Source organism: Nocardioides sp. SYSU D00038 (assembly GCF_016924665.1).
In the GTDB taxonomy this organism is placed as follows: Bacteria; Actinomycetota; Actinomycetes; order Propionibacteriales; family Nocardioidaceae; genus Nocardioides.
In genome coordinates, this window is sequence record NZ_JAFFJT010000016.1 from 269,262 (window position 1) to 294,728 (window position 25,467).

Consider the following 25,467-nt stretch of genomic DNA (forward strand, 5'->3'; position numbering starts at 1 on the left):
CGTGACTACCGCACCGCTCCCCCGCGACCCCGGGCGTCAGACCTTGGTCGGGATGGCGGTCACGGTGCCGCCGTCCATCACGAACTCCGAGCCGGTGGTGAACGACGACTCGTCGCTGGCCAGGAACACCACGAAGGTCGCGACCTCCTCGACCCGGCCGGGCCGGCCCAGCGGGATCGGGATCAGGTCCTCGGGCATCTGGTCGGTCGCTGGCGTGCTGATCCGGCCGGGGTGGAGGGAGTTGACCCGGATGCCGTGGGGGGCGAGCTCCATCGCGGCCGACTTGGTGAGGCCGCGCAGGCCCCACTTCGAGGCGACGTAGCCGTGCGCCCACGGCGTGCCGCGCAGACCCTCGATCGAGGAGGTGTTGATGATCGAGCCGCCGCCGGCCGCGATCAGGGCGTCGGCCGCGGCCTTCATCCCCAGGAACGCGCCGGTGAGGTTGACGTCGAGCATCTCCTGCCACTGCTCGCGCCGGTAGCGCTGGAGCTGGCCACCGTTGAAGATGCCGGCGTTGTTGAACAGCACGTCGAGCCGGCCGAACTCGGCCACCGCGTGGTCGACCGCCGCAACCCAGTCGTCCTCGGAGGTGACGTCGAGGTGCACGTAGCGGGCGGCGTCGCCCAGCTCGGCGGCCAGCGCGGCGCCCTCGTCGTCGAGCAGGTCGCCGATCACCACCCGGGCACCCTCGGCCGCCAGCATCCGGGCACTGGCACCGCCGATGTTGCGGGCCCCGCCGCTGATCAGCACGACCTTGCCCTCGACACGTCCCATGCGCGGGACAGTAACACCGTAACTAGAACACGTTCTATAGTCCGGGCATGACGATCAGGGTCGCCCAGGTCGCGACCGGCAACGCCGGTCGGCTCACGCTGCGCCAGCTCATCGACGACGACCGGTTCGAGCTCGTCGCGGTCGGCGTCTCCGACCCCGACAAGGTCGGGCGCGACGCCGGGGAGCTCGCCGGCCTCGACGTCACCACCGGCGTCACCGCGGTCGCCGACCTCGACGCGGTGATCGCCGCCCGGCCGGAGTGCGCGGTCTACTGCGCGATGGGCGACACCCGGCCGGTCGAGGCCACCCACGACGTACGACGGCTGCTCGAGGCGGGCATCGACGTGGTCGGGTCGGCGCCCGGGACGCTGCAGTTCCCGTGGGGGACGATGCCGCAGAAGGTGATCGACAAGGTCGAGGCCTCCGCCCGGGCCGGCGGGGCGAGCGTCTACGTCACCGGCGTCGACCCCGGCTTCGCCAGCGACCTGGTGCCGCTGGCGCTGGCGAGCACCTGCCAACGGGTCGAGCAGGTGCGCTGCTACGAGCTGGCCGACTACGCGACGTACGACGGCGCCGAGGTGATGTTCGACCTGATGGGCTTCGGCAAGCCGATGGATGAGACCCCGCTGCTGTTCCTGCCCGGCGTGCTGGCCCTGGCGTGGGGCACCGCGATCCGGATGATCGCCGCGGGCCTCGGCATCGCCGTCGACGAGATCGTGGAGCACTGGGAGGCCGAGCCGGCACCGGAGTCCTACGACATCGCCGCCGGCCGGATCGAGCAGGGCACGATCGCGGCGCTGAAGTTCTCGATCACCGGCCTGGTCGACGGCCACCCCGCGATCGTGGTGGAGCACGTGACCCGCACCCGCGACGACCTGCGCCCCGACTGGGCCCGGCCGGCCGCCGGCGGCGGCTCGTACCGCGTCGAGATCACCGGCGAGCCCAGCTACGTCGTCGACGTCGTGCCGACCAGCCGGCACGGCGACCACAACCACGCCGCGATCGTGGCCGCGTGCGGCCGGATCGTGAACGCGATCCCCGACGTCGTCGCCGCCCCGCCCGGCATCCGCACCACGCTCGACCTGCCGCTGCCGACCGGCCGCGGCACCTACGTCGGACCGGGTGGCGCGGGCCGGCTGCCTACCACTTGGAGTTCTTGATCCCCACCTCCGGCCAGCCGGGGCACGTGTTGAGCGAGCGACGCTGCACGCTCGAGGTCTTGTCGTTGAAGCCCACCTTGTTCAGGTCGGGGTAGTGGCTGCGTGGCCGCAGGCAGATCCCCCGGTCGCGGTAGCCGGTGTCGTCGTAGAGCACCCACCAGCGGCCGGTCTTGTTGACGAAGCTCGAGGTCTTGTCGTTGAAGTCGTTGTTGTGCAGCGTGCTGTCGGACTGGTTGTTGCGGTAGGAGCGGTCGCGGTAGGTGTTGTCGTCCCACAGCGTGAGGTAGCCGGCGGTGCCAGGCGGCGCGGAGGCCTTGGCGGCGGCCGGTGCGACGGCCCGGGGGGCCTCCGGCGCGGCGGCGGTGGCCACCGGCGCGGCGCCGGCGACGCCCAGCAGGCCCACCACGGAGCAGACGGTGATCAGGGTGCGCTTCATGTCGGTTCCTCTCAGTCGAACTTGATGCCGATGACGGCCCACGAGCCGCAGCTCGTCGCCTTGCGCTTGGTCATCCGCTGGGCGCTGGACATCTTGTCGTTGAAGCCCGCCACCTTGAGCGAGTAGAAGGACTTCGGTCGCACGCAGACGGCGCGGTCGCGGTAGCCGGTGTCGTCGTAGAGCAACCAGAAGTAGGCGCTCTTGTTGACCACGGCCGACGCCTCGTCGTTGAAGATGTCGTTCTTGAAGTTGGTGTCGTAGGACGTCCGCGACTCCATCTGACCGGTGCCGCGGAAGCTGTCGTGCTCGAGGAAGGTGATCTTCCCGTTCGGGCCGGGGGCGTCGTTGATGTCGACCGCGCTGGCCGGCGGCAGCCCGACGACCGACACGGCCGCGGCGGTGGCCACGACGGCCAACGGCTTGAGGATCCTCATGGTGACTCCCGAGGTAGGGGACAGGTCGACGCCCTCCTGCCCCGCGCGCCGACGGTCAAACGCCCCGCCCCGGCGGACTCGTCACCGACTCGTCACGGACGCGGCTCGGCACCCTGCGCCAGGCCGGTGCCCTCGAGCACCGGCGCCAGGAACGCCCGGGCCTCGGGGTCGGTCTCGACCCGCTGCACCAGCGCCTCGGCCCGGCGCAGCACCAGGCGGCGGGAGCGGCGCACCATCCGCTCGACGTCCAGGCTCCGGTGGAAGGCCCGGCGCCGCCAGCGGTAGTGCAGCAGCCGCGCGCGCGGCGGCCGGAAGGTCACGACCGGACCGGCCGCGGGCAGGTAGCCCTTGCGGTTGGTCTTGAACTCGTAGTCGTGCCCGGACTGGCGGTAGCCCTTGATGATCGTGGCGAGGTACTCGCGCTCGGAGCGGTTGATCGCGTGGTAGACGAAGGCCTCGGGCAGCCGGTCCCACCACGTCGCGAGCTGCTGGCGCAGCAGCCGGCTGCCGTCGACCTGGGCCACCGGGTCGACCAGCGGGAACGGGTCGCGCACCAGCAGGCGGCGTCCCTCGTCGATCGCGAAGGTGTGGGTCATCGCCGTGGCGATGCTGTTGTCGAAGCGCCCCACCGACTTGACGTTCTCCTGCAGCTGGACGTCGACCGGGCCGGTGAACGGCGTCGGGAACGGCTCGCGGCCGCGGTCGGGGACATCGAGGGCCCACGGGAAGGAGACCACCTTGACCTCGGGGTCGGCCGGCAGGAACGCCTTGATCGAGCTGCGGAAGTCGCGCGGCGTCCAGAACTCGTCGAGGTCGAGGAACGCCACGTGGGTGAACCCCTCGGCCTCCGCGCGCTTGGCCAGCCGGTTGTAGGCCCGCTGCTGGAAGTGCCGCCGCTGGGTCAGGCACTCCTCGAGCAGCGCGTCGGCGTTGCGGGCGCGCACCTGGGGGTGCTGGGCGGCGATCCGGCGCAGGATCCGCATCGAGGCGTCCTCGGTGCCGTTGACCCAGACCTCGATGGCGTCGAACCCGAAGTGCAGGTGGTGGAAGACCCAGTCGGCGAGGTAGGGGCCCTCGTTCTTGGCGATGGCGCAGAGCTTCACGCGCGCGGTCACGCCGGTGAGGCTACCCGCGCCCGGCGGCCGCGGTCGATCGGACGCCGCTCAGACGTCCGCCGCCTCCCGGCCGAACCTGACGCCGTAGCCGACCAGCGCGACGACCAGCAGCAGGTTGCCCAGCCACGCGACCATGCAGCCGAACCAGTAGCAGAGGTCGTCGCGCTCGACGACGTGGCCGTTCTCGCAGACGCGGGTGCTCATCAGCGGTCGACCCAGCGGGTGAAGTCGCTGGAGTACTCGCCCTGGCCCTGGGTGCCGGGGACGGTCTCGGTCACGTTCCCGCCGAGGTTGTGCACCAGGTAGGAGAACCGCACGTCGTTGCCGCCGCCCCTCGCGAGGTACGGCCGGGAGGGTTTCGGCACCCGCAGGCACCGGGTGGGCACCGTGACGACGAGCCGCGCCGGGTCGGCGTCGTGTCGCAGCCCCAGGCCGCGGCACCTGACCCGGACGGGGAGCTCCTGGCCGGGGGACTGCCGCTCCAGCCGGAGCCCGGACCCCACCCGCCAGACCGCGTGGTAGGCCGTCGCGTACCTCGGCAGCTGCCCCTTCCGCAGCCGGCCCACCAGCAGCTCGACCCTGACGACGTCGACGGTGTCCCAACGCAGGGCGCTGTGGTCGGCGCGGACGACGACCTTCCTCGCGCCGTTGGTGAACGTCGCGGACCGCGCGCCGAGGAAGTAGGACTCGTAGGGGTCCGGGTCGGTGACCCGCACCGAGTCAGCCAGGGCCGGGCAGGCGAGCCCGGTGACCAGCCCCGTGACGAGCAGCGCCACGGCCGTGGCGGCACGCGCGAGGAGGCGCGGGCTGGGGAGCATGGCGGCCAATCTAGGGCAGTCGACGGCCGCCGCGACCGGGTTCGGACGATCGGGCCGGCGCGAGGCTCTAGCCTCGTCCCGTGCCCGTGTCACTGAAGTACGCGTTGTCGAGAGGGAACGTCGCTACCTCTTGGCGACGCTCCCCGCAGGCGTCACCAGCAGCAGAGAGATTCTCGATCGGTACATCGAGGGCACGCGGCTGCGCTTGCGCGAGGTCCGAGAAAGCGACGGCACCGTGGTCCGCAAGCTCGGGCACAAGGTGCGTCTCGCTGAAGGGCCGGCCGAGGTGGCCTGCACGAACTTCTACCTGAACGACGCGGAGTGGACCGCGCTTCAGGCGTTGCCCGCTCGGCTGCTGCGCAAGAAGCGCCACCTGGTCCATCGGGATGGATTGCTCGTAGCGATCGACGAGCACGAGGACGGGACACTTGTCGCCGAGATCGATGACCGTGACTCATCATCAGCCCCTGTGCCTGAGTGGCTCGATGTCCTGCGCGACGTGAGCCACGACGAAGACTGGACCGGCGCTCGGCTCGCGCGTCCGAGCTAGGGCGGCGTCAACGCGCTTCTCGCACGAGGGCTGAGCGGGCACCGCGGACCATCGACCACCGGCGCGCACGCGGCCGGCGACGCGCCTACCGAACGACCGGCTGCAATCGCCCTTCCTGTGCGTAGCCATCTGTCGAGATGCAGCGAAGACTGACGGGCTCCATGCGGGAAACCTTGCCGAGCCGCAGTTGATCAGCCGGATCGGTCAAAGTTGCCGAAAGGTCGTACAGGTCGGCCTTCGCGGCGTCCTGGTTCATGGGACAGCACCCTGCCAGCCGTCATGCATGAATCCGCTCCGGCAGGTCGACGCGTCATTCCGCAGATCGGCGCCGAAGACAAGCGCCAAGCCGCCGTTCTTGTGGACCTCGCGTTCGAACTCCAGGCCGATCTTCCTCGCCACGCCCCGGGAGGCGACGTTGTGCGGTCGGATGATCGCGATCAGGTGCTCGATGCCGGCTTCACGGGCAGCGTCGCGAACGGCAGTGGCCGCTTCCGTGGCGTACCCCTGACGCTGAGCATCGGATCGCACGTGCCATCCGACCTCGACGAACCACTCGCCTCCGACTTCCTGCAGGGTCAGTCCGCAGTCACCAACAAAGTCGCCGGAGTGCTTCTCGATCAACCAGAGGCCGAACCCGTGCTCCGTGTAGTTGCGCCGGTTCCACTCGATCCATCCTGCCGGGCCCCGGGAGCCGCCGACCTCGAGCGTGGCGATGCTCGCCAGATCGGCCTCCGTCATTTCACGGAACCTGAGCCTGGGTGTATCGGTGGGCAGCACTTCGACAAGGTAGCGCGCGCCGTTTGTTGCTGAGGCTGCGCAGGTAGGAACGGACCGCGTCAGCCGGTCGCGACACCACGGTAAACCGCCTGCTCTTGCGCCGACCCGACCGACCGTGAACGCCGATCAGATCGTTAGATCCTGACCGTGACTCTGAGTTGCCAAGATTCGCTGCATCTCGACAACGCAGCTGTCGGTCAGTGCGCCATGTCGACGAAGCGGGAGTAGTGGCCCTGGAAGGCCACGGTGATGTCGCGGGTGGGGCCGTTGCGGTGCTTGGCGACGATCAGGTCGGCCTCGCCAGGGCGGGTCGACTCCTTCTCGTAGACGTCCTCGCGGTGGAGCAGCACCACCATGTCGGCGTCCTGCTCGATCGAGCCGGACTCGCGGAGGTCGGCCATCATCGGGCGTTTGTCGCCGCGCTGCTCGGGGCCACGGTTGAGCTGGGAGAGCGCGATGATCGGGATCTCGAGCTCCTTGGCCAGCAGCTTGATCTGGCGGGAGAACTCCGAGACCTCGAGCTGGCGGCTCTCGACCTTCTTGCCCGAGGTCATCAGCTGGAGGTAGTCGATGATCATGATCCGCAGGTCGTGGCGCTGCTTGAGCCGCCGCGCCTTGGCCCGGATCTCCATCATCGTCATGTTGGGGCTGTCGTCGATGAACATCGGGGCGCTGGAGACCTCGCCCATCTTGCGGGCCAGCCGGTTCCAGTCGTCGTCGCTCATGTTGCCGTTGCGGATGTGGTTGAGCGGCACCTTGGCCTCGGCCGAGAGCAGCCGCATGGTGATCTCGGAGCGCGTCATCTCGAGGCTGAAGAAGGCGCTGGTGAGGTTGTTGTGGATCGAGGCGGCGCGGCAGAAGTCGAGGGCCAGGGTGGACTTGCCCATGGCCGGACGCGCCGCGACGATGATCATCTGCCCGGCGTGCAGGCCGTTGGTGAGCTCGTCGAGGTCGGCGAAGCCGGTGGGCACGCCGTAGAGGCCCGCCTCGCGGTTGCCGATCGCCTCGATCTCGTCGAGGACGCCGACCATGATGTCGCTCAGCGGCGCGTAGTCCTCGGAGCTGCGGCGGTCGGTGATCTTGTAGACCTCGGCCTGGGCGGTGTCGACGATGTCGTCGACCTGCCCCTCGCCGGCGTAGCCGATCTGGACGATCTTGGTGCCGGCGTCGACCAGGCGTCGCAGGATCGACTTCTCGCGCACGATCTCGGCGTAGTAGCCGGCGTTGGCGGCGATCGGGACGTTGGCCGACAGGGTGTGGAGGTACGGCGCGCCGCCGATCCGGGCCAGCTCGCCGCGCCGCTGGAGCTCGGCCGCGACCGTCACCATGTCGACCGGCTCGCCGCGGCCGTAGAGGTCGATGATGGCGTCGTGGATGGTCTCGTGGGCCGGCCGGTAGAAGTCGACGCCGCGCAGCGACTCGGCTACGTCGGCGATCGCGTCCTTGGAGATCAGCATCGCGCCGAGCACGCTCTGCTCGGCCGCCATGTCCTGCGGCGGGGTGCGGTCCCCGGGCCGCGACGGCCGCTCCCCGGGGGCGTAGGGCGCGGGCCCGTCGCCCCAGGCCCCGGCGTCGTCGAACGGCGGCTCGGGCAGCCCGGGCGCGTCGGACTCGGTGACGCTCACGGGGGACCTCCGAGGGGTGGCGTGGATGGTCGGGGCGGTCGGGCGGTGCGGCACCGGGAGCCGGGTCCGCGTCGCCGACGCTAGGGGAGGGCGCCGACAGTTCCGCGACCGTACGGGAGTCGGAGGGCTCGGTGGAAGCACGTTGTCCACAGGGGCTGGGGATAACTCCGGACAGCCCGTGGACGACACGCGAGCCGCTGTGCACAGGATGGGGAGCAGCCTGTGGAGGGGCCCGGCCCATTCGCTGCTGCACCCCGGCTGACCTGCGCAGATACCCCTCAATGAGTGTGGACACAAACTTCTCGGCGACTTTCTGCGACCCGCCCGGCCGGGCCCGGGGGCTTTGTCGACAAAGCCGTCGCCGGCCCCCACGCATCCGGTTCTCCACGGGTTTTCCACCGCCCCGTGGGACTAGTCGTGTACGGCGCACGGGCCGTGGCAGGGTCTTACCGTGACCACGACGCGACGGCTGCGGGAGGGCGACCGCGAGATCCTCCGGCTGGCGGTTCCGGCGTTCCTGGCCCTGGTCGCGGAGCCGCTGTTCCTGCTCGCCGACGCCGCCGTCGTCGGTCGCCTCGGCACCACCCCGCTGGCCGGCCTCGGCATCGCCGCCGTGGTGCTGCAGACCGCGATTGGGCTCTGCGTCTTCCTGGCCTACGGCACCACGGTCGGCGTGGCCCGGGCGCTCGGCGCGGGCGACCGACGGGCCGCGCTGGCGCAGGGCGCCGACGGGCTCTGGCTGGCGGTGCTGATCGGCGCGGTCGCGACCGTCGTCGGGGTGGCGGCCACCGGCCCGCTGGTCGGCCTGTTTGGGGCCTCGGCCGAGGTGGCGGCGCCGGCCGAGACCTACCTGCGGCTGGCCTTCCTCGGCACCGTCCCGCTGCTGCTGATGCTGGCCGCGACCGGCGTGCTGCGCGGCCTCCAGGACACCCGCACCCCGCTCGTGGTGGCGGTCGCCGGCAACGCGGTCAACGTCGTGCTCAACGTCGTGCTCGTCCACGGTGTCGCGGGTTGGTCGGGGCTAGGCATCGCCGGTTCGGCGATCGGGTCGGTGCTCGCCCAGGTCGCGAGCGCGGCCGCACTGGTCTGGGTGGTGGTGCGCGGGGCCCGCCGCGAGGGCGCGTCGCTGCGACCCGACCTGCCCGGCATCCGCGGGGCGGCCCGCGCCGCCGTGCCGCTGCTGGTGCGGACGCTGACGCTGCGGGCGGCGTTCCTGGTCACGACGTACGCCGTGGTGCTGGGCGCCGCCCCGGGCGACGACGCCGTCGGCCTCGCCGCGCACCAGCTGGCGATCACCCTGTGGGGCTTCCTGGCGTTCGCGCTCGACGCGCTGGCGATCGCCGCGCAGGCGATCACCGGCCGCCAGCTCGGGGCCGGCCTGGTCGAGGAGGCGCGGGCGTCGACGGCCCGGATGGTGCGCTGGGGGCTGGGGTCGGGCGTGGTGACCGGCGTCGGGCTCGCGGCGCTCAGCCCGGTGCTGGGCGGGCTGTTCGTCGACGACCCCGCGGTGCACGCCGCGCTGGTGCCGGTGCTGCTCGTCGCCGCCCTGGGGCAGCCCCTGGCGGGCGTGGTCTTCGTGCTCGACGGGGTGCTGATCGGGGCCGGGGACGGTCGCTACCTGGCCTGGGGCAGCAGCCTGACGCTGGCGGCGTACGCGCCGGTGGTGCTGCTGGTGGCCGACGCGGGGCTGGTGGCGGTGTGGGTGAGCCTGGCGCTGGTGTTCATGGGGCTGCGCGGGGTGGTGCTGGGCCACCGGGCCCGGGGCCGCGCCTGGCTGGTCACCGGGGCCCGCACCGGACGCCTATCCTGAGCGCGTGAAGCCCCTGGCCTGGATCGCGATGGGGCTGGTGGTCATCGTGCTGGTCGCCCCGGCCGGGGGCTACGACCTGCTGGCCAACCCGGTCGGCTGGGTGCTGGTGCTGCTCGGCACCTCCCACGCCCCGCTCGCCGACCACCACCGCGGGCCGCTGCGCTGGGTGGGCGGCCTGGCCCTGGTCTCGTCGGCTGTCGTGTGGTTCCCCGCCGTCGCCGACGCCCTCACCGACACCGACGACTCGCTGGCCTGGGCGGCGGAGCTGCCGCAGGTCGCCTTCGCGGCGCTGCTGTGCCGGGCGCTCGCCGACCTGGCGGCCGGTGCCGGCGACACCCGGTCGGCCGGCTGGCTGCGCACCGCGGGGGTGCTCGCCGTGGTCGCCGGCGTGCTGCCGGTGGTGGTGCTCGGCGGCGGCGTGACCTCGCTGGCCGACGTGGCCGCGCTGGTCGCCCGGCTCGCCCCGCTGCTGCTGGTGGTGCTGCTGCTCTCCCGCGCCGGTCGGCCGTGGGCCGTCGTGCCTTTGCCCGAACGGCTCACGCGGCCGCCCGCGGCTCCGTAGCCTGACCCTGCCCGCCGCCGCCCCCGAAGGACCTCCCGTGACCACCACCCTGCGCTCGCGCGCGGCCCTGCTCACCTTCGCTCTCACCGCGACGCTGGCCCCGGCGGTGGGCCTCGCGCCGCCGGCGGCGGCCGCGCCGGTGGGCTGCCAGGACGAGACCCACACGGTCGTGCTGCTCAGCCGCACCGGCTGCGACGACACCACCCCGCCCGACACCCGGATCACCTCGATCACCCCGACCCGCAACGCCGCCGGCTGGGTCGGGGCCTCGACGGTGACGATCGGGTTCGCCGCCGACCTGGGCAACACCGGCGACGCGGGCGCGATCGGCTTCCAGTGCCGCTCGACCCGGCAGGCGACGTACCAGGACTGCGCCAGCCCGGTGGTGGTCGAGGCGATCCCGGAGCACACCGGCGGCACGCCGTTCTTCTTCGAGGTGCGCGCGGTCGACACCGCCGACGCCGCGATCCAGGCGTGCGATGCCACGCCGGCGCTGGCCTGCGGTAGCAAGCCCGACGCTCCCGACTGGGACGGCTCGCCGGCCCGCACCGACCTCAAGGTCGACACCGAGGCACCCAACACGTTCGTCGGCGGCGTGCCGTTCGAGGAGCTGCGCCCGGACTGGCCGGTCGCGCTCACCGACAGGCCGCGACTCGTGCTCGACACCAACGACGCCGCCGCCGGCTTCCGGTGCACGCTCAACGGCGCTCCCCGGCCCTGCGGGCGCGGCGCGCTCACGCTCGCCCGCCTGCGGGCCGGCGACCAGCGGCTCACCGTCGTGGCCGTCGACCCGGCCGGCAACGCCGACCCGAGCCCGGAGTCGGTGCGGTTCTTCGTCCCCCGCGACCTCACCCTGGACCGGGCGGCCCGCCTGTCGGGCTTTCGGGCCGTCCGCCGGGCGGGGCACTTCGGGGCCGGCTACCTCCAGGCCCGCCGGACCGGCGCGGAGCTGCGGCTGCGCACCGCGCCGGTGCGCGAGGTCCGGCTGGTCGGCCCCAGCGGACCCCGGCTGGGACGCATCCAGGTGAAGATCGCCGACAGCCGGTGGTACACCGTCGACCTGCGCGGCCCCGCCGCCAAGGCCCGCACCTACGTCGTTCGCGACCAGTACTCGCCGCTGCGCGGCGGGCTGGTGCGGATCCGGGTGGTCGGCGTGCCCCGCGGCGGCTCGGTACGGCTCGACGCGGTCGTGCTGCGGAAGTAGCTGGCTGGCGCCGGAACGGCGCACAGGCGCGGTTCGTGCGCTCGGCCTGGACCCCCCAACGACCGGAACAGCTCGATCGAGGAGTTCCGGTCGAATCGCCCACCCCCCAACGACCGGAACAGCTCGATCGAGGAGTTCCGGTCGAATCACCCACCCCCCAACGACCGGAACAGCTCGATCGAGGAGTTCCGGTCGATGCGGAGTCCCCTCACACGCCAGCAGGGGCCGCCCTCGGGAGGAGGACGGCCCCTGCGGGGGTGCTGCTGGGTGGCTGCGTCAGGCGGGGATGACGTTCAGGGCCACGGTGGCCGAGACGTCCTCGTGCAGCTTGACGGCGACCGAGTGCGAGCCGAGCGCCTTGATCGGGTTGTCGACCACGATCGTGCGCTTGTCGACCTGCTCGCCGGAGACCTCGGCCAGGGCCGAGGCGATCTCGGCGGTGGTGACGGCGCCGAACAGGCGACCGCCCTCCCCGGCACGGACCTTCACGCTGACCGGCTGGGCCTCGAGCTTGGTCTTGATCTCGCCGGCGTGGTCGAGGTCGCGGACCGCGCGGCTGGCGCGGGCGGACTTGATCGACTCGACGGTCTTCTCGCCGCCCCGGGTCCAGCGGATGCCGAGGCCCCGCGGGACGAGGTAGTTGCGGCCGTAGCCGTCCTTGACCTCCACGACGTCGCCGGGGGCGCCGAGACCGGTCACTTCCTGGGTGAGGATGAGCTTCATGTCGTCGGCTCCTCTCAGCGACCGGTGGACGTGTAGGGCAGCAGGGCGACCTCGCGGGCGTTCTTGACCGCGATGGCCACGTCGCGCTGGTGCTGGACGCAGTTGCCGGTCACGCGACGCGCACGGATCTTGCCGCGGTCGGAGATGAACTTGCGGAGCAGCGTGGTGTCCTTGTAGTCGACACCGGACGCCTTCTCCTTGCAGAACTGGCAAACCTTCTTCTTCGGCTTGCGGATCACTGCCTTGGCCATTGTGGTGCTCTCCTTCCAAGAGCCCGACGTGAGTCGGAATGGTTGAGGTTGTTGACTGGGCGGGGCCCAGATCCGGTCAGAACGGCGGCTCGTCGGAGCCCACGCCGGGCGCGCCCCACGGGTCGGACGCCGGAGCGCCACCACCCTGGGAGCCGCCGCCCGCCGGAGCGCCCTGGCCACCCTGCTGGGGTGCCGGGGTGGCCCACGGGTCGTCGGCCGGCGCGGCGGACTGGCCGCCGCCACCACCGCCGGAGTAGCCGCCGCCACCACCCGAGCGCGAGGCGCGGGTGACCTTCGCCGTGGCGTACTTCAGCGACGGGCCCACCTCCTCGACCTCGAGCTCGATGACGGTGCGCTTCTCGCCCTCCCGGGTCTCGTACTGCCGCTGCTTGAGGCGGCCCTGGACGACGACCCGCATGCCGCGCTGGAGCGACTCCGCGACGTTCTCGGCCGCCTGGCGCCACACCGAGCAGGACAGGAACAGCGCGTCGCCGTCCTTCCACTCGTTGGTCTGGCGGTCGAAGGTGCGCGGCGTCGACGCGATCCGGAAGTTCGCCACGGCCGCCCCCGAAGGGGTGAAGCGCAGCTCCGGGTCGTCGACGAGGTTGCCGACGACGGTGATGACGGTCTCGCCTGCCATGCGGATCTCCTGGAGGTCTGTGGATCTGGGGTGCTCCCCCATCGTCGCCGGTGGCACCGACAGGGGGAAGGGCTCGTCCACAGGGGACGAGGCCCGGACTGCTGGGCCGGGGCTCAGCGACCGTCCGGGCGGATCACCTTCGTGCGGAGGATCTGCTCGTTGAGCGTCAGCTGGCGGTCGAGCTCCTTGACGGTGGCCGGCTCGGCGTTCAGGTTGATGACGGCGTAGATGCCCTCGGCGTTCTTCTTGACCTCGTAGGCCAGCCGACGGCGACCCCAGACGTCGACGGACTCGACGGTCCCGCCGTCCTTCGTCACGACGTTCAGGTACTTCTCGAGCTGGGGAGCGATCGTGCGCTCCTCGAGGCTCGGGTCGAGGATGACCATGACTTCGTATGCACGCAAAGCGGTCTCCACCTCCTCTGGACTCGGCGGCCACGGTCTCTCCGTGGCAGGAGGGCTTGTGCGTCCCGCCCGCGTCGTGGGTACGACGCCCGCGGGGTGCCGCCCGGCCCGGCCGCTCGGTGGGCCGGTCCTGACGGACAGGACAGGTTAACAGCGGGCGCCGACCCGCTCCCAATCGTGCCTGTGGACGAACGACGCCGCCGGGCGCCCGACCCGCCTAGCGTCCCGGGCGTGCGTCGCAGACGGGCCCCGCCGGTCGCCGGTCGCTACCTGCTCCTCGAGGAGATCGGGCGGGGAGCCGCCGGCGTGGTCCACCGCGCCCGCGACCTGCGCACCCGCCGGGTCGTCGCCGCCAAGGTGCTGGGCCCGGGTGCGCGGCCCGAACCCGCGCTGACCCTCGACCACCCCCACGTGCTGGTCCCGCACGACCGGGTCGTCGGCGTCGGCGTGGTGGTGCTCGCCTCCGACCTGGTGCGCGGCGGCAGCCTGGCCGCCCTCGCCCGCGAGCACGGCGCGCTCGCCCCCGGCTGGGTCGCCGCGGTGCTGGCCCAGCTGCTCGACGCGCTCGCCGCCGTCCACGCCGCCGGCCTGGTGCACGGCGACGTCAAGCCCGCCAACCTGCTGCTCGAGCCCACCGGCACCGGGCGGCCGCACCTGCGGCTCTCCGACTTCGGGGTCGCCGCGCCGGTCGGCCACCGGCGCGCCGGGCCCGTCGGCACCCTCGGCTACGCCGCCCCGGAGTGCCGGGTCGCCGGCCCGGCCGACCCCGCCTCCGACGTGCACGCCGCTGCGGTGACCGCGCGGGTGCTGCTCGACGACGCCGGGGCCCTCACGACGCTGCTCGACTCGATGCGGCGCGAGCCGCCCGAGCGGAGGCCGAGCGCCGTCGAGGCCGCCGCCCGGCTGCGTGAGCTGCCGCTGCCGCGAGGTGGCCGCTGGCCGGTGGTGCCGCGCCGCTGGGCGTGACGCTCGGTCGACCCCCGCTCAACCGACCCCGCTCAGCTGGCCCCTCAGCTGGCCCCTCAGCCCACCCCTCAGTCGACCCCGCGCACGTCGACCCCGGCGGCCCTCAGCTCCGCGACCGCCCGCGGCGGCGCCTCGGCGTCGGTGAGCACCGCGGTCACCTCGGCCAGCGGCACCACCTCGAAGGCCGACGCGGCGCCGATCTTCTCGCCGCTGCCGAGCACGAAGGTCTCGGCCGAGCGCTGCACCCAGGCCCGCTTGACCGCCGCCTCGTCGGCGTCGCCGGTGGTCAGCCCGGCCGTGGGGTGCACCCCGGTGACGCCGAGGAAGAACACGTCGGCGGTGATCCGGCCGATCGCCTCGTGGGCGGCGGCACCCGCGGCGACCACGGAGTGCTTGAACAGCCGCCCGCCCACGACGATCACCTCCACGCTCGGGTGGGTGGCGAGCTCCACCGCGACCGTGGGGCTGTGGGTGACCACGGTCGCGACCAGGTCGGGTGGCAGCTGCCGGGCCAGCTCGCGCGCCGTCGTGCCGCCGTCGAGCGCGACCGTCTGGCCGGGGCGGACCAGCGACGCCGCCAGCCGTGCGACGTCGGCCTTCGCGCCCCGCCCGATCGCGGTGCGCGCGACGAAGTCGGCCACCGCGGGCGAGGCGGGCAGCGCGCCGCCGTGCACCCGCTGCACCCGGCCCTCCGCGGCGAGCTCGCGCAGGTCGCGCCGGATGGTGTCCTCGGAGAGGTCGAGCCGGGCGGCCAGCTCCTTGGCGACCACCCGCCCGTCGGCGCGGAGCAGGTCGAGGATCAGGTCCTTGCGCTGGGCGGCGAGCACGCCCGCCACTCTAGCCATGCACGCTTCTCCTTGCTTCTGCACGTTTCTGCACGCTATTGTCGGGGCATGACGAACTCGACGAACCGCCCCCTGCTCATCCTCATCGCCGGCCCCTACCGCTCGGGCACCGGCGACGACCCCGACCTGCTCGCTGCCAACCTGCGCGCCCTCGAGGCCGCGGCCTGGCCGATCTTCCGCGCCGGCCACGTGCCGATGATCGGCGAGTGGGTGGCGCTGCCGGTCGCCCGCGGCGCCGGCTCGACCCGGGTCGGCGACGCGGCCTCGGAGCGGGTGCTCTACCCCACCGCCGAGCGGCTGCTCCAGCACTGCGACGCCGTGCTCCGGCTCCCCGGCGCCAGCACCGGTGCCGACCAGGACGTCCGGATCGCGCGCGAGCGCGGCCTGCCGGTCTTCGAGCGGGTCGAGGACGTGCCGGGGTACGTCGCCGAGGCGGCCTGACCGGTCTGGTCCGGCGCTCCGAGGGGGTGACCCGCCGCCGCGGCCTGCCTACCGTGAGCCCATGCACCGCCGGCAGCACCCCGGGCAGCACCCTGGGCAGCACCCTGGGCAGCCATCTGGGGAGCGCCGTCGCCGGGGCGGCGTCGTCGCGGCCCTGGCCGCGGCGGTGCTGCTCCTCGGCGGCTGCGACGACGACCTCGCCGCGGGACCGCTCCGCACGCCCGCCGCCTCTCCCGTCGGTGCGACGCCGACCGGCAGCCCGAGCGCGTCGCCGGCGGCGGCCACCACCTCCGACGGGGGCTGCGAGCACCTCCCCGTGGCGGCCGTGACCGCGGCGTTCGGCGAGGAGATGGAGCTGGTCACCGCCGCTCCGGCCACCTGCCTGTTCCAGTCGGCGGCCGAGCCGATGGCGACGTCGCTGACCCTCCACGTCACGCAGCTCTCGGTCGACCAGGACGACTACGCCCAGGGCACCCGCGAGCTGTGCGAGAGCCCGGCCACCGAGGTCGAGGCCGGCGAGATCGCCTTCGCGTGCCTCACCTTCGTCGGGCCGCAGGGCTACGTGTTCGCCGACGACGCCAGCGTGCTGCTCGACGTCGCCACCGAGGCCGAGCCGACCACCGGCGTCGCGATCGCCGCCGAGCTGCTGACCGCCGTGCTGCTGCCCTGACCCTGGCTGGTCCGACGACACCCGGTCCGACGACGCCCGGTGCCGGTGCCGGGCCGGTCGGCCCGTCGGCACCGGTCCCTACGATGGCGCCATGAGCACCGCCCTCGCCATCGGCGCCCACGTCGACCAGACCGACCCGATCGCGGAGGCGAAGGCGCGCAACGCCCCGCTGGTGCAGTTCTTCCTCGGCGACCCCCAGGGCTACCGGGGCCCCGAGATCCGCTACGCCGGCGGCGCGGAGGGGCTCCGGGCCGACGCCGAGGCCGCCGGCATCGACCTCTACGTCCACGCCCCCTACATCGTCAACGTCGCCACCACCAACAACCGGGTGCGGATCCCCAGCCGCAAGCTCCTCCAGCAGCACGTCGACGCCGCGACCGCGATCGGCGCCAAGGGGCTGATCGTCCACGGCGGCCACGTCGGCAAGGACGACGACCCCGAGAAGGGCTTCGACAACTGGCGCAAGGCCGTCGAGGCCACCGACCTCACGCTGCCGCTGCTCATCGAGAACACCGCGGGCGGCGACAACGCGATGACCCGCTACCTCGACCGGATCGGGCGGGTGTGGGACGCGATCTCCGCGGCCGAGGGCTTCGACATGGTCGGCTTCTGCCTCGACACCTGCCACGCCCACGCCGGCGGCAACCCGCTCGAGACCGTGGTCGACGACGTCCGCGCGATCACCGGCCGGATCGACCTGGTGCACTGCAACGACAGCCGCGACGAGTTCGACTCCGGCGCCGACCGGCACGCCAGCTTCGGGGCGGGGCGGATCGACGCCGACCTGCTCGCCGGCGTGGTCCGCGACGCCGGCTCGCCGGTCGTCTGCGAGACCCCGGGCGGGGCGGCCGAGCACGCCGCCGACTTCGCCTGGCTGCGCGAGCGCCTCTGAGACCGCGCTCCGGCACCGGCTGCCGGCGCGCGCCGAGTCGTCGTCACTCGTGACGAGTGACGACGAGTCGGCGGGATGGGGGTCGGCCGGCCCGGCGTCAGCGCGCCGGCAGGTGCTCGTAGAGCCAGGACAGCGCGCTGGCGGGGTCGACGGTCGCGTGACCGGCGCCCTCCTGGAGGTCGACCTCGATGTCGGCGCCGCGCGCACGGGCCGCGGCGACCACCGGCTGGGTCCACGCCATCGGGATGATCGAGTCGGCGTCGCCGAGCACCACCAGCATCGGTGCGGCCGTGGGCCCACCCCGCACGGCCAGGCCGCCGACCAGCTCCTCGAGCCGCTGCCGCGCCCGGGGTGACTCCGGTGCCATCTCGCGGTCGCCCATCCTGCCCATCGCGGCCAGGCGGTCGCGCCGCGACTCCTCCGAGCACTCCGCCAGCAGGTCCCAGTCGGCCTTGGTCGCGCCGCGCCGGTAGTCGTCGAGGTCGAGGTCGGGGTGGGTGCGGCCCAGCGAGGCCAGCAGCCACTGCAGGAGCGGCAGCTGGTCGCGGGTCATCGTCCCGTCGGCCGCGGCGGCCACCAGCCCCCGCATGTCTGCTGCCGGCACCATCGCCACCACGCCCACCGGCGGAAGCTCGGGGGCGTACGACGGCGCCTGCTCGTTGGCGCCCCACGCGGCGCCGCCGCCCTGCGAGCCGCCGACCGCCGCCCAGCGCTTCCCGAGGTCGGGGTAGACCCGACGCGCGGCACGCACCGCGTCGATGACGTTGCGCCCGGCGACGGCGTTGTCGAGGTAGGGGTGCGGCTCGCCCTTGACCCCGAGCCCGGCGTAGTCGGTGAGCGTGACGGCGTACCCCCGGTCGACGAGGATCTCGACGAGCTGCCACTGCTTGCCCAGGGTCGCGGGGTCCGACGACGGCGCGCACTCGGGCTGGATGCCCAGCGAGCCGTGGGCCACCGAGACCACCGGCCAGCCGCCGTCGGGCGGCGCGCCGCCGGGCTTGACCACGACGCCGGTCACCGGGACCAGGCCCGCCTCCGCGCCGGCGGAGCGGTAGACGACCTTGGCGGCCTCGACGCCCTCGCTCGACAGCGTGCGCGGCAGCGTGGGGAGGGTCTCGGCGCGGATCACCGAGCCCGGGCCGGTGCCGCCGGTGACGTCGATCGGCTCCGGCTCGCGGGACTCCTCGACCATCCGGACGACCTGCCAGGCACCGATGCCGAGCAGCACGACCAGCACCAGCGCGCCGGCCACCCAGGCGACGACGGTGCGGGGGCGGCGCCGACGCCGTCCGGACCTCCGATAGGGCACCCGCTGAGCCTTGCACAGCGGCGGTGCCCCGCACGTCCGGGGTCTCCCCGACCGGACCCCCACCGAACCCCCGGCCCCGACCCGCGACGCGGGCCCCGGCGGCGGAGGGGGGCGCAGTAGCGTGGCCGGGTGCCCCGACCCACGCCGCGGACCACCGTCCGGACCATCACCGAGCAGGAGCACCTCGACTTCCTCCGGCAGCAGCGCTCGGCCAGCTTCCTGCAGACCCCGGCCTGGGGCCGGGTGAAGTCGGAGTGGCGCCGCGAGTCGCTCGGCTGGTACGACGACGGCGCCCTCGTGGGGGCGGCGCTGGTGCTCTACCGCCAGCTGCCACGGCTGCGCCGCTACCTCGCCTACCTGCCCGAGGGACCGGTGCTCGACTGGGACCGGCCGCTGGCCGACGTGCTCGACCCGATGGTGCGCCACCTGCGCGGGCAGGGCGCCTTCGGCGTCCGGATGGGCCCACCCGTCGTGACCCGCCGGTGGAGCGCGGCGCAGGTCAAGCAGGGCATCGCCGACCCGGCCGTGCGCCGGCTCGGCGACGTGCCGCCGCAGGAGACCGACGAGACCGGCCACCGGGTCGTGGCCGAGCTGGCCCGGCTCGGCTGGCGGCACCAGGCCGCCGAGGGCGGCTTCTCGGCCGGCCAGCCGCAGTACGTCTTCCAGGTCCCGCTGCGCCATCCCGACGGCACCGCCAAGACCGAGCCCGAGGTGCTCGCCGGCATGAACCAGCTGTGGCGGCGCAACATCAAGAAGTCGGTCAAGGAGGGCGTCGAGGTCCGCCGGGCCGCCCCCGACGAGCTCGAGGCGGAGCTCGCGGCGTTCCACGACCTCTACGTCCACACCGCCGAGCGCGACCACTTCACCCCGCGCCCGCTGTCGTACTTCCGCACCATGGTCGAGGCGCTCGGCAGCGAGGAGCCCGACCGGATCACCCTCTGGTCGGCCCGCCACGAGGGCGACCTGGTCGCGGCGACGATCGCGATCCGGGTCGGCGCCCACGCCTGGTACTCCTACGGCGCCTCCTCCACCCACAAGCGCGAGGTGCGCGGCTCCAACGCCGTGCAGTGGGCGATGCTCACCGACGCGCTGGCCGCCGGCGCCGACGTCTACGACCTGCGCGGCATCACCGACACCCTCGACGCCGACGACAGCCACGTCGGCCTGATCCAGTTCAAGGTCGGCACCGGTGGCGAGGCCGTCGAGTACGCCGGGGAGTGGGACCTGCCGGTCAACCGGCTGCTGTACCGGGCCTTCGACCTCTACATGAGCAGGCGGTGACCCGATGAGCCTCACCCTCGCCGTCGACGGGGAACGCTGGCGCGGCCACCTGCGCTCGGTCGCCGCGACCACCCCCGGGCTGGTGCCGGTCGCCAAGGGCAACGGCTACGGGTTCGGCCGGGGCCGGCTGGCCCGCAAGGCGCAGTGGCTCGCCGACCAGGGCCTCGGGGTCGACACCCTGGCGGTCGGCACCTACGAGGAGCTGCCGGAGGTGGCGTCGCGGTTCGCCGGGTCGCTGCTGGTGCTGACCCCGTGGCGACCCTGGGTGGCGGACCTCGACCCCGGTCTCGCCCGGCGGGTGGTCCACACCGTCGGCCGGCTCGACGACCTCGCCGCGCTCCGCGAGCGCGACCCCGCCGCCCGGGTGGTGCTCGAGCGGCTCACCAGCATGAAGCGCCACGGCTTCTCGGGCGACGACCTGCGCACCGCGCTCGCCTCCGGCCGCCACGAGGGCGTCGCCGTGCACCTCCCGCTCGCGGCCGGCGCCCACCTGCCCGAGGTGGAGCGGCTGCTCGGCGAGGCCGGGAACACGATCGGCGCGCTGTGGGTCAGCCACCTGACCGCCGACGAGCTGGGGCGGCTGCGGTCGGCGTACCCCTCGCTCGTCGTCCGGCCCCGGGTCGGCACGGCGCTGTGGCTCGGCGACCGCGACGCGCTGCAGGTGACCGCGACCGTCCTCGACGTCCACCCGGTCGCCAGGGGCGAGGCGTACGGCTACCGCGGCCGCCGCGCCCCCCGCGCCGGTCACCTCGTCGTCGTCAGCGGCGGCACCGCCCACGGCATCGGCCTCGAGGCCCCCACCGGCCAGGGCTCGGTGCGCGCCCGCGCCGCCACGGTCGCCCGCGGCAGCCTCGACGCCCTGGGCCGGGTGCGCTCGCCGTTCACCATCGACGGCGAGGCGCGCCTGTTCGCCGAGCCCCCGCACATGCAGGCCTCGATGCTCTTCCTCCCCGCCGGGGCCCGGGTGCCGGCCGTCGGCGACCGGGTGCCCGTCCGGGTCCGCTTCACCGCCACCGACGTCGACCGGGTCGAGATCACCTGACGCCCTCCCCCTCCCGGTGGTTGAGGTGCGAGCGGAGCGAGCCTCGAAACCCCCGCAGCCGAACGCCCTCCAGTGGGAACGGGAGGGCGGTCGGCTCACCGGGTCTCGAGGCTCAGGCCTAGCGGCCTTCGCACCTCGACCAGCGCCACCCACCGGTGGTTGAGGAAGTCGCGCTAGCGACTGTCTCGAAACGCCCGCCGGCCGAACGCCCGCCCGTCCCCACCGGAGGGTTTCCGGCTCACGGGGTCTCGACGACGCTCGCTGGCGCTCGCTGCTCGACCACCGGCGCTGGTTGAGGTGCGAGCGAAGCGAGCCTCGAAACCCCCGCCGGCCGAATGCCCTCCAGTGGGAACGGGAGGGCGGTCGGCTCACCGGGTCTCGAGGCTCAGGCCTAGCGGCCTTCGCACCTCGACCGCCGCCAGCCGGCGTGCCGCGCCGCCGGCACGGAGGCGGCGGAGCGACGGGCGGCGTTCGGCACGTCGACGCCCGATGTGGCGCCGCAGACCGCGCAGGGAACGGCAGGGCAGCGTCCGGCGACACGGCAACGAGTGCCGAACGACGTCCGGCGCGCAGCAGCCGCAGTGCCCCACCACGCGCGGCACCCGCACCCACCAACCACAGTCACCCGCGCCGCGGATCACACCAGCCGCAGTCAGCACCCGCCCGGGCCCGGTCCGCGGAGTCGCCACTCACACCTTGCGGTCGTCGTACGGAATCTCGACGACGCTCACCGGCGCTCGCTGCTCGACCAGCGGCGGCGGTCGGACCGGGTCGTGCTGGGGGCGCAGGACGTCGCGCACCACCAGGGCCACGAGGTAGAGCTCGCCGGCGACGCGGATCGCGATGGCCAGCCAGTAGAAGCCGGCGTCGTCGCCGGCGCTGGGGCTGAGGAAGCCGCCGAGGTACCACCAGACCGCGGCGAAGTAGACGACCTCGCAACCCTGCCAGACCAGCTGGTCGCGCCAGCGCGGCCGGGCCAGCACCGCGAGCGGCAGCAGCCACAGGACGTACTGCGGCGAGTAGACCTTGTTGACCAGCAGGAACCCCGCGACGACGAGGAAGCCGAGCTGCGCGAAGCGCGGGGTCACCGGGGCGCGCAGGCCCAGGGCCAGCACGCCCAGGCACCACAGCCCGAAGAGCGCCCACGACCAGAGGTTGACGGTGTGGGGGGTGAACCAGGTGTCGGTGGCCTGGGCGAGCAGCAGCCAGACCGAGCCGAGGTCGGGGCCGCGGTCGGAGTTGAAGGTCCAGAACACCTTCCACTGCTCGGCGCCGCTGACCCAGCCCGGCAGGTTCAGCGCCAGCCACGCCGCGACGGCCGCGAGCGTCGCCCCGGCCAGGTCCCGCCAGCGGCGCTCACGCAGGCAGATCACCACGACCCCGCCGAGCAGGAACAACGGGAACAGCTTGGTCGCCGCCCCGGCCCCGATCAGCACGCCGGTCAGGACCGGCCGGTCGCGGGCCCACGCCCAGAGCGCGCCGGCGACGAGGACGACGGCGAGCAGGTCCCAGTTGACCAACCCGGTCAGGGCCAGCACCGGGGCGAGCGCGAACGCCGCCGCGTCCCAGGGCCGACCGCGATGGACCCCCGCCAGCAACCACGTGGAGAGCAGCGCGAGCGCGGCGAACAGCAACGCGCTGACCACCATGAAGATCCGGATCTCCTCCTGCACCTCCGGATCGCCGAACAGCTCACCGGCCGGCCGGCTGTAGCGCGGCTCGATGTCGGGGGAGCCGGCCAGCCAGTGGGTGGCCCAGGCGGTGCCCCAGGCGACGTAGGAGATGCCGACGGGGTACTCCATCACCTCGTAGCGCCCACGCACCTGCTCGTCGTCGGTGTAGGGCCAGGCCAGCTCGGCCAGGCCGCGACCGGTGTAGAGGTACGGCAGGTCGGAGTAGCACATCTGGGTGTAGCGCCGGGTGCCGTCGCCCCAGGTGTCGTCGTAGCAGCTGCTCTTCTGCACCATGCCGAGTGCGAAGGTGCAGGCGGTGAGCAGCAGCAGCACCCGGGTGGCCGTCCACCACGGGTGCCGTCCCGCCCGCGGACCCACCGGGCCGCCGACGACCTCGCTGACCGACCGGACGACCGGGTCGTCCTCGGTCGGTGAGGTGGTCACCGAGTCACCAGAGGGCGAGGACGTGCCACGGCCGGGCGAGCAGCGGCCACACGGCGAGGGGCACGGCGCGCGGCACGGCGTACGCCGGCGCGACCCGCGGGGCCTGGCCGCCACCCTGGCCACCGCCCTGGCCGCCGCCGGGGCCACCGGTCGGCGTGCCGCCCGGGGTGCCGGTGGGCGTCCCCGGCGAGGTCGGGCAGCCGGTGAGGCCGCACGGCTCGCTGGTGGGCGGGTCGCTCGTCGGGGGCGCGCTCGTGGGCGGCTGCTGGGTCGGCAGGTTCGACGGGTCCTTGGTCGGCTGGCCCGTCTCCGACTCCGGCGGCTTCGGCGGCTTGGGCTTGCGGGTCGGCGGCGGCGCGGCCGGGCCGTGGCCGTCCTCGGGGGCCTCGCCGTCGACGTTGGCCGGCGGCGGGAAGTCGATCTCCTCGAGGCCCTCCATGTCGCGCTGCATCACCGCGGTCCAGGTCTCGGCGGGGTAGTCGCCGCCGAAGTACGACGGCAGCCAGCCGTCGAGCTTGCCGACGCCCTTGCCGCGGACGTAGACGACCGAGGTCGAGAGCTGGGGGGTGTAGCCGGTGAACCAGGCCGACACCACGTCGCCGACCGAGTTGGTCGAGGTGCCGGTCTTGCCGGCGGCGGGGCGGCCCAGGTTGAGCGCCGCGGTGCCGGAGCCGCTGCGCACCACGGTCTGCAGGGCGTAGGAGACGTCGGCGGCGATGTCCTCCTCGATGACCCGCTTGTCCTTGACCCGGTGGTTGTAGAGGGTCTCGCCGTCCTTGTCGACGACCTTCTCCACGACGTAGGGCTCGGTGTAGCGGCCGCCGTTGGCGATGGTGGCGTAGCCGTTGGCCATGTTGATCGGGCTCACCGTGGCCGAGCCGAGCGCGATGCCCAGCGTGGGCTGGAGGCCGGGCGAGCTGGTCGGGATGCCCGCGGGCTGCCGCTTGGGCTTGTTGGGCGGGATGCCCATCGCGATCATCCGCTCCATGATCCGCTCGGGACCGTTGGGGATGCTCATCGCGAGGTCGATGAAGGCGGTGTTGACGGAGTCCTCGGTGGCCTGCAGCAGGCTGACCCGGCCGTAGTCGCGGTCGCCCTGGTTCTCGACGCCGCGGCTGCTGCCGGGGATGTCGATCGGGGAGTCGCCCTCGAAGGTGTCCTTGAGGGAGTAGCCCGACTCGATGCCCTCGGCGAGCGCGAACGGCTTGAGGATCGAGCCGGCCTGGCCGCCCGAGACCGCCCAGTTGAGCTGGGAGCGCAGGTAGTCCTGGCCGCCGTAGATGCCGCGCACCGCGCCGGTGCCGGGCTCGACCGACGCCACGCCGATGTGCAGCTCCTTGTCGGGGAACCCCTCGGGCCGGGCCTCCGCGACACCGGCCGCGGCGGCGTCCATCGCCTTCTTCGTGAACGTCGTCGTGATCCGCAGCCCGCCGCCGTCGATCTGCTCCTCGGTGAAGAGCGGCTCGCCGTCCTTGCGGAGGCTGAGCAGCTCCTTCTTCACCATCGTGAGCACGTGGCCCTTCTGGCCGCCGTAGGCGCTCTCGGCCTCCGGGGTGTTGAAGCGGGGCAGCTTGCGGGCGGCCTTCTCGGCCTCCTCGGCGGTGATGTCCTCGTGCTCGGCCATCAGGTCGAGGACCTTGGTGTAACGCGCCTTCAGCCGCTGCTTGGCGTCCTTGCCGTTGGCGGGGTCGTAGATGGTGGGGTTGTTGATCACACTGGCCAGCACCGCCGACTCGCGGAGGCTGAGGTCCTTGGCCGGCTTGTCGAAGTACGCCTTGGCAGCGGCCTGCACGCCGTACGCGCCGCGGCCGAAGTAGATCTTGTTGAGGTAGCCCGCGAGGACCTCCTCCTTCGACAGCTGGTTGTCGATCTTGAGCGCCAGGATCGCTTCCTTGAGCTTGCGCTTGTAGGACTGCTCCTGGGTCAGGTAGAGGATCTTCACGTACTGCTGGGTGATCGTCGACGCGCCCTGGGTCGAGCCGCCCTGGGCGTTGTTGAACACCGCGCGGAGGATGCCCTTGGGGTCGATGCCCTCGTCGCTCCAGAACGACGGGTTCTCGATCGCGACGACGGCCTCCTTGACCTCGTCGGGCATGTCGTCGAACGGGATCGACTCCCGGTTCTGCTGCGCGAACCGGCCGAGCTCGGTCTTGCCGCCGTCGTAGTAGACGAACGTGGTCTCGGTCTCGAACTCCGCGTTGGCGCTGGGCAGGTCGGTGACCTTGTAGAGGTAGAACAGGCCGGCCGCCACGACCAGCACGAGCACCAGGCCGACCAGGGTCGCCCACTTCATGCCCCACAGGAACCAGGCCTTGAAGCCGGTGCGCCGGGGCTTCGGCGGCTTGCGACCCTTGCCCTTGCCGTTGCCCCTGCCGGCCCCCCGCGCCGGGGGTCGGCTGGCGGCCTGGCCGTTGCTGCGCTTGCCGGTCACGTGCTCGGGAGCTCCTGGGTCGGGGTGCTGATGTCCGCGTCCGAGAGTAGGCGAACAGGCCACGGGGGCCGATTCGTGGTGGGGGTCGGCGGCGGGGGGTCGGGAATCCCCGGTCGATCGGGATTTCTCCATGTTGTCGGGCATTGCAGTGTCCGACAAGTGCGGGGAGCACCGGTCGACCGGGGATTCC

The 25,467-nt window shown here is 73.2% G+C and carries 28 protein-coding genes; 11 read left to right on the forward strand and 17 right to left on the reverse strand.

Translation table 11 applies throughout. From position 1 onward, the window contains the following. Positions 1-36 precede the first annotated feature (36 nt). A complete protein-coding gene (locus JT721_RS09845) occupies positions 37-774 on the reverse strand; it encodes an SDR family oxidoreductase (RefSeq protein WP_205472912.1) in 738 nt (245 codons plus the stop codon). A 47-nt stretch (positions 775-821) separates the two neighbouring features. Here JT721_RS09845 and JT721_RS09850 point away from each other — a divergent pair, with 47 nt between their 5' ends. Further along, entirely contained in the window at positions 822-1,934 is a 1,113-nt protein-coding gene (locus tag JT721_RS09850) for a diacylglycerol kinase (RefSeq protein ID WP_205472913.1), read from the forward strand. Here JT721_RS09850 and JT721_RS09855 read toward each other — a convergent pair. The 5 genes from JT721_RS09855 to JT721_RS09875 all read right to left on the reverse strand — a co-directional run bounded on the left by JT721_RS09855 (position 1,915) and on the right by JT721_RS09875 (position 4,737). Beyond that, positions 1,915-2,370 (reverse strand): peptidase inhibitor family I36 protein, encoded by a 456-nt coding sequence (locus tag JT721_RS09855; protein ID WP_205472914.1) that lies wholly within the window; start codon positions 2,368-2,370, stop codon positions 1,915-1,917. The two genes, JT721_RS09850 and JT721_RS09855, sit on opposite strands and share 20 nt — an antisense overlap. 11 nt (positions 2,371-2,381) lie before the next feature. Next, on the reverse strand, positions 2,382-2,804 hold the full coding sequence (locus JT721_RS09860; protein WP_205472915.1) for a peptidase inhibitor family I36 protein: 423 nt from the start codon (positions 2,802-2,804) through the stop codon (positions 2,382-2,384). A gap of 92 nt (positions 2,805-2,896) precedes the next feature. After that, positions 2,897-3,919, reverse strand: coding sequence for a glycosyltransferase family 2 protein (locus JT721_RS09865; RefSeq protein ID WP_205472917.1), 1,023 nt, complete (start codon positions 3,917-3,919; stop codon positions 2,897-2,899). 48 nt (positions 3,920-3,967) lie between these two features. After that, on the reverse strand, positions 3,968-4,123 hold the full coding sequence (locus JT721_RS09870) for a hypothetical protein (RefSeq protein ID WP_205472919.1): 156 nt from the start codon (positions 4,121-4,123) through the stop codon (positions 3,968-3,970). Further along, positions 4,123-4,737: a hypothetical protein gene (locus JT721_RS09875; RefSeq protein ID WP_205472921.1), complete on the reverse strand. Its 615-nt coding sequence runs from the start codon at positions 4,735-4,737 to the stop codon at positions 4,123-4,125. The genes JT721_RS09870 and JT721_RS09875 overlap by 1 nt, the downstream gene beginning before the upstream one ends. Positions 4,738-4,867: 130 nt before the next feature. On the opposite strand from JT721_RS09875, the gene JT721_RS09880 reads away from it, so the two are divergent. After that, a complete protein-coding gene (locus tag JT721_RS09880) occupies positions 4,868-5,287 on the forward strand; it encodes a hypothetical protein (RefSeq protein WP_205472923.1) in 420 nt (139 codons plus the stop codon). An 85-nt stretch (positions 5,288-5,372) separates the two neighbouring features. On the opposite strand, the gene JT721_RS09885 is transcribed toward JT721_RS09880, so the two are convergent. The 3 genes from JT721_RS09885 to dnaB form a co-directional block, all read right to left on the reverse strand. Beyond that, positions 5,373-5,543, reverse strand: coding sequence for a hypothetical protein (locus JT721_RS09885; RefSeq protein ID WP_205472925.1), 171 nt, complete (start codon positions 5,541-5,543; stop codon positions 5,373-5,375). Further along, a complete protein-coding gene (locus JT721_RS09890) occupies positions 5,540-6,064 on the reverse strand; it encodes a GNAT family N-acetyltransferase (RefSeq protein ID WP_205472927.1) in 525 nt (174 codons plus the stop codon). The genes JT721_RS09885 and JT721_RS09890 overlap by 4 nt, the downstream gene beginning before the upstream one ends. Positions 6,065-6,261: 197 nt before the next feature. Further along, positions 6,262-7,689, reverse strand: a complete 1,428-nt coding sequence (dnaB, locus tag JT721_RS09895) for a replicative DNA helicase (RefSeq protein WP_307827978.1) — start codon at positions 7,687-7,689, stop codon at positions 6,262-6,264. 451 nt (positions 7,690-8,140) lie between these two features. Between dnaB and JT721_RS09900 the strand changes: the two genes are divergently transcribed. From JT721_RS09900 to JT721_RS09910, 3 genes are read left to right on the forward strand one after another with little or no spacing between them, the layout of a single operon-like run. Beyond that, a complete protein-coding gene (locus JT721_RS09900) occupies positions 8,141-9,499 on the forward strand; it encodes an MATE family efflux transporter (protein WP_307827979.1) in 1,359 nt (452 codons plus the stop codon). A 4-nt stretch (positions 9,500-9,503) separates the two neighbouring features. Beyond that, positions 9,504-10,061 carry a hypothetical protein gene (locus tag JT721_RS09905; protein WP_205472928.1) on the forward strand — a complete coding sequence of 186 codons (558 nt, stop codon included), beginning with the start codon at positions 9,504-9,506 and terminating at the stop codon, positions 10,059-10,061. Positions 10,062-10,098: 37 nt separating this feature from the next. Further along, positions 10,099-11,265, forward strand: coding sequence for a hypothetical protein (locus JT721_RS09910; RefSeq protein ID WP_205472930.1), 1,167 nt, complete (start codon positions 10,099-10,101; stop codon positions 11,263-11,265). Between the two features lie 276 nt (positions 11,266-11,541). Here JT721_RS09910 and rplI read toward each other — a convergent pair whose 3' ends face one another. The 4 genes from rplI to rpsF form a co-directional block, all read right to left on the reverse strand. Further along, positions 11,542-11,988: a 50S ribosomal protein L9 gene (rplI, locus tag JT721_RS09915; RefSeq protein ID WP_205472931.1), complete on the reverse strand. Its 447-nt coding sequence runs from the start codon at positions 11,986-11,988 to the stop codon at positions 11,542-11,544. A 14-nt stretch (positions 11,989-12,002) separates the two neighbouring features. Further along, a complete protein-coding gene (gene rpsR / locus JT721_RS09920; RefSeq protein ID WP_205472932.1) occupies positions 12,003-12,239 on the reverse strand; it encodes a 30S ribosomal protein S18 in 237 nt (78 codons plus the stop codon). Positions 12,240-12,315: 76 nt separating this feature from the next. After that, positions 12,316-12,879 carry a single-stranded DNA-binding protein gene (locus JT721_RS09925; RefSeq protein ID WP_205472933.1) on the reverse strand — a complete coding sequence of 188 codons (564 nt, stop codon included), beginning with the start codon at positions 12,877-12,879 and terminating at the stop codon, positions 12,316-12,318. Between the two features lie 113 nt (positions 12,880-12,992). Beyond that, positions 12,993-13,283, reverse strand: coding sequence for a 30S ribosomal protein S6 (gene rpsF, locus JT721_RS09930; protein WP_205472934.1), 291 nt, complete (start codon positions 13,281-13,283; stop codon positions 12,993-12,995). Positions 13,284-13,514: 231 nt separating this feature from the next. Here rpsF and JT721_RS09935 point away from each other — a divergent pair, with 231 nt between their 5' ends. After that, the gene (locus tag JT721_RS09935) at positions 13,515-14,249 is read left to right on the forward strand and encodes a protein kinase (RefSeq protein ID WP_205472936.1); all 735 of its coding nucleotides are present in this window, start codon (positions 13,515-13,517) and stop codon (positions 14,247-14,249) included. 68 nt (positions 14,250-14,317) lie between these two features. On the opposite strand, the gene JT721_RS09940 is transcribed toward JT721_RS09935, so the two are convergent. Beyond that, a complete protein-coding gene (locus tag JT721_RS09940; protein ID WP_240340423.1) occupies positions 14,318-15,094 on the reverse strand; it encodes a DeoR/GlpR family DNA-binding transcription regulator in 777 nt (258 codons plus the stop codon). Between the two features lie 48 nt (positions 15,095-15,142). Between JT721_RS09940 and JT721_RS09945 the strand changes: the two genes are divergently transcribed. The 3 genes from JT721_RS09945 to JT721_RS09955 all read left to right on the forward strand — a co-directional run bounded on the left by JT721_RS09945 (position 15,143) and on the right by JT721_RS09955 (position 17,097). Further along, entirely contained in the window at positions 15,143-15,535 is a 393-nt protein-coding gene (locus JT721_RS09945; RefSeq protein WP_205472938.1) for a DUF4406 domain-containing protein, read from the forward strand. Between the two features lie 61 nt (positions 15,536-15,596). Further along, on the forward strand, positions 15,597-16,205 hold the full coding sequence (locus tag JT721_RS09950) for a hypothetical protein (RefSeq protein ID WP_205472940.1): 609 nt from the start codon (positions 15,597-15,599) through the stop codon (positions 16,203-16,205). A gap of 91 nt (positions 16,206-16,296) precedes the next feature. Continuing rightward, entirely contained in the window at positions 16,297-17,097 is an 801-nt protein-coding gene (locus JT721_RS09955; protein WP_205472941.1) for a deoxyribonuclease IV, read from the forward strand. 97 nt (positions 17,098-17,194) lie between these two features. On the opposite strand, the gene JT721_RS09960 is transcribed toward JT721_RS09955, so the two are convergent. After that, positions 17,195-18,406: a lipase family protein gene (locus tag JT721_RS09960; RefSeq protein ID WP_205472942.1), complete on the reverse strand. Its 1,212-nt coding sequence runs from the start codon at positions 18,404-18,406 to the stop codon at positions 17,195-17,197. A gap of 129 nt (positions 18,407-18,535) precedes the next feature. Here JT721_RS09960 and JT721_RS09965 point away from each other — a divergent pair, with 129 nt between their 5' ends. Together JT721_RS09965 and JT721_RS09970 are read left to right on the forward strand one after the other, a co-directional pair. Then, positions 18,536-19,687, forward strand: coding sequence for a peptidoglycan bridge formation glycyltransferase FemA/FemB family protein (locus JT721_RS09965; protein WP_205472943.1), 1,152 nt, complete (start codon positions 18,536-18,538; stop codon positions 19,685-19,687). A 4-nt stretch (positions 19,688-19,691) separates the two neighbouring features. Next, positions 19,692-20,729: an alanine racemase gene (locus JT721_RS09970; protein ID WP_205472944.1), complete on the forward strand. Its 1,038-nt coding sequence runs from the start codon at positions 19,692-19,694 to the stop codon at positions 20,727-20,729. A gap of 689 nt (positions 20,730-21,418) precedes the next feature. Here JT721_RS09970 and JT721_RS09975 read toward each other — a convergent pair. After that, on the reverse strand, positions 21,419-22,846 hold the full coding sequence (locus tag JT721_RS09975) for a glycosyltransferase family 87 protein (protein ID WP_205472945.1): 1,428 nt from the start codon (positions 22,844-22,846) through the stop codon (positions 21,419-21,421). A 4-nt stretch (positions 22,847-22,850) separates the two neighbouring features. After that, on the reverse strand, positions 22,851-25,277 hold the full coding sequence (locus JT721_RS09980) for a transglycosylase domain-containing protein (protein WP_307827980.1): 2,427 nt from the start codon (positions 25,275-25,277) through the stop codon (positions 22,851-22,853). Positions 25,278-25,467: the final 190 nt, after the last annotated feature.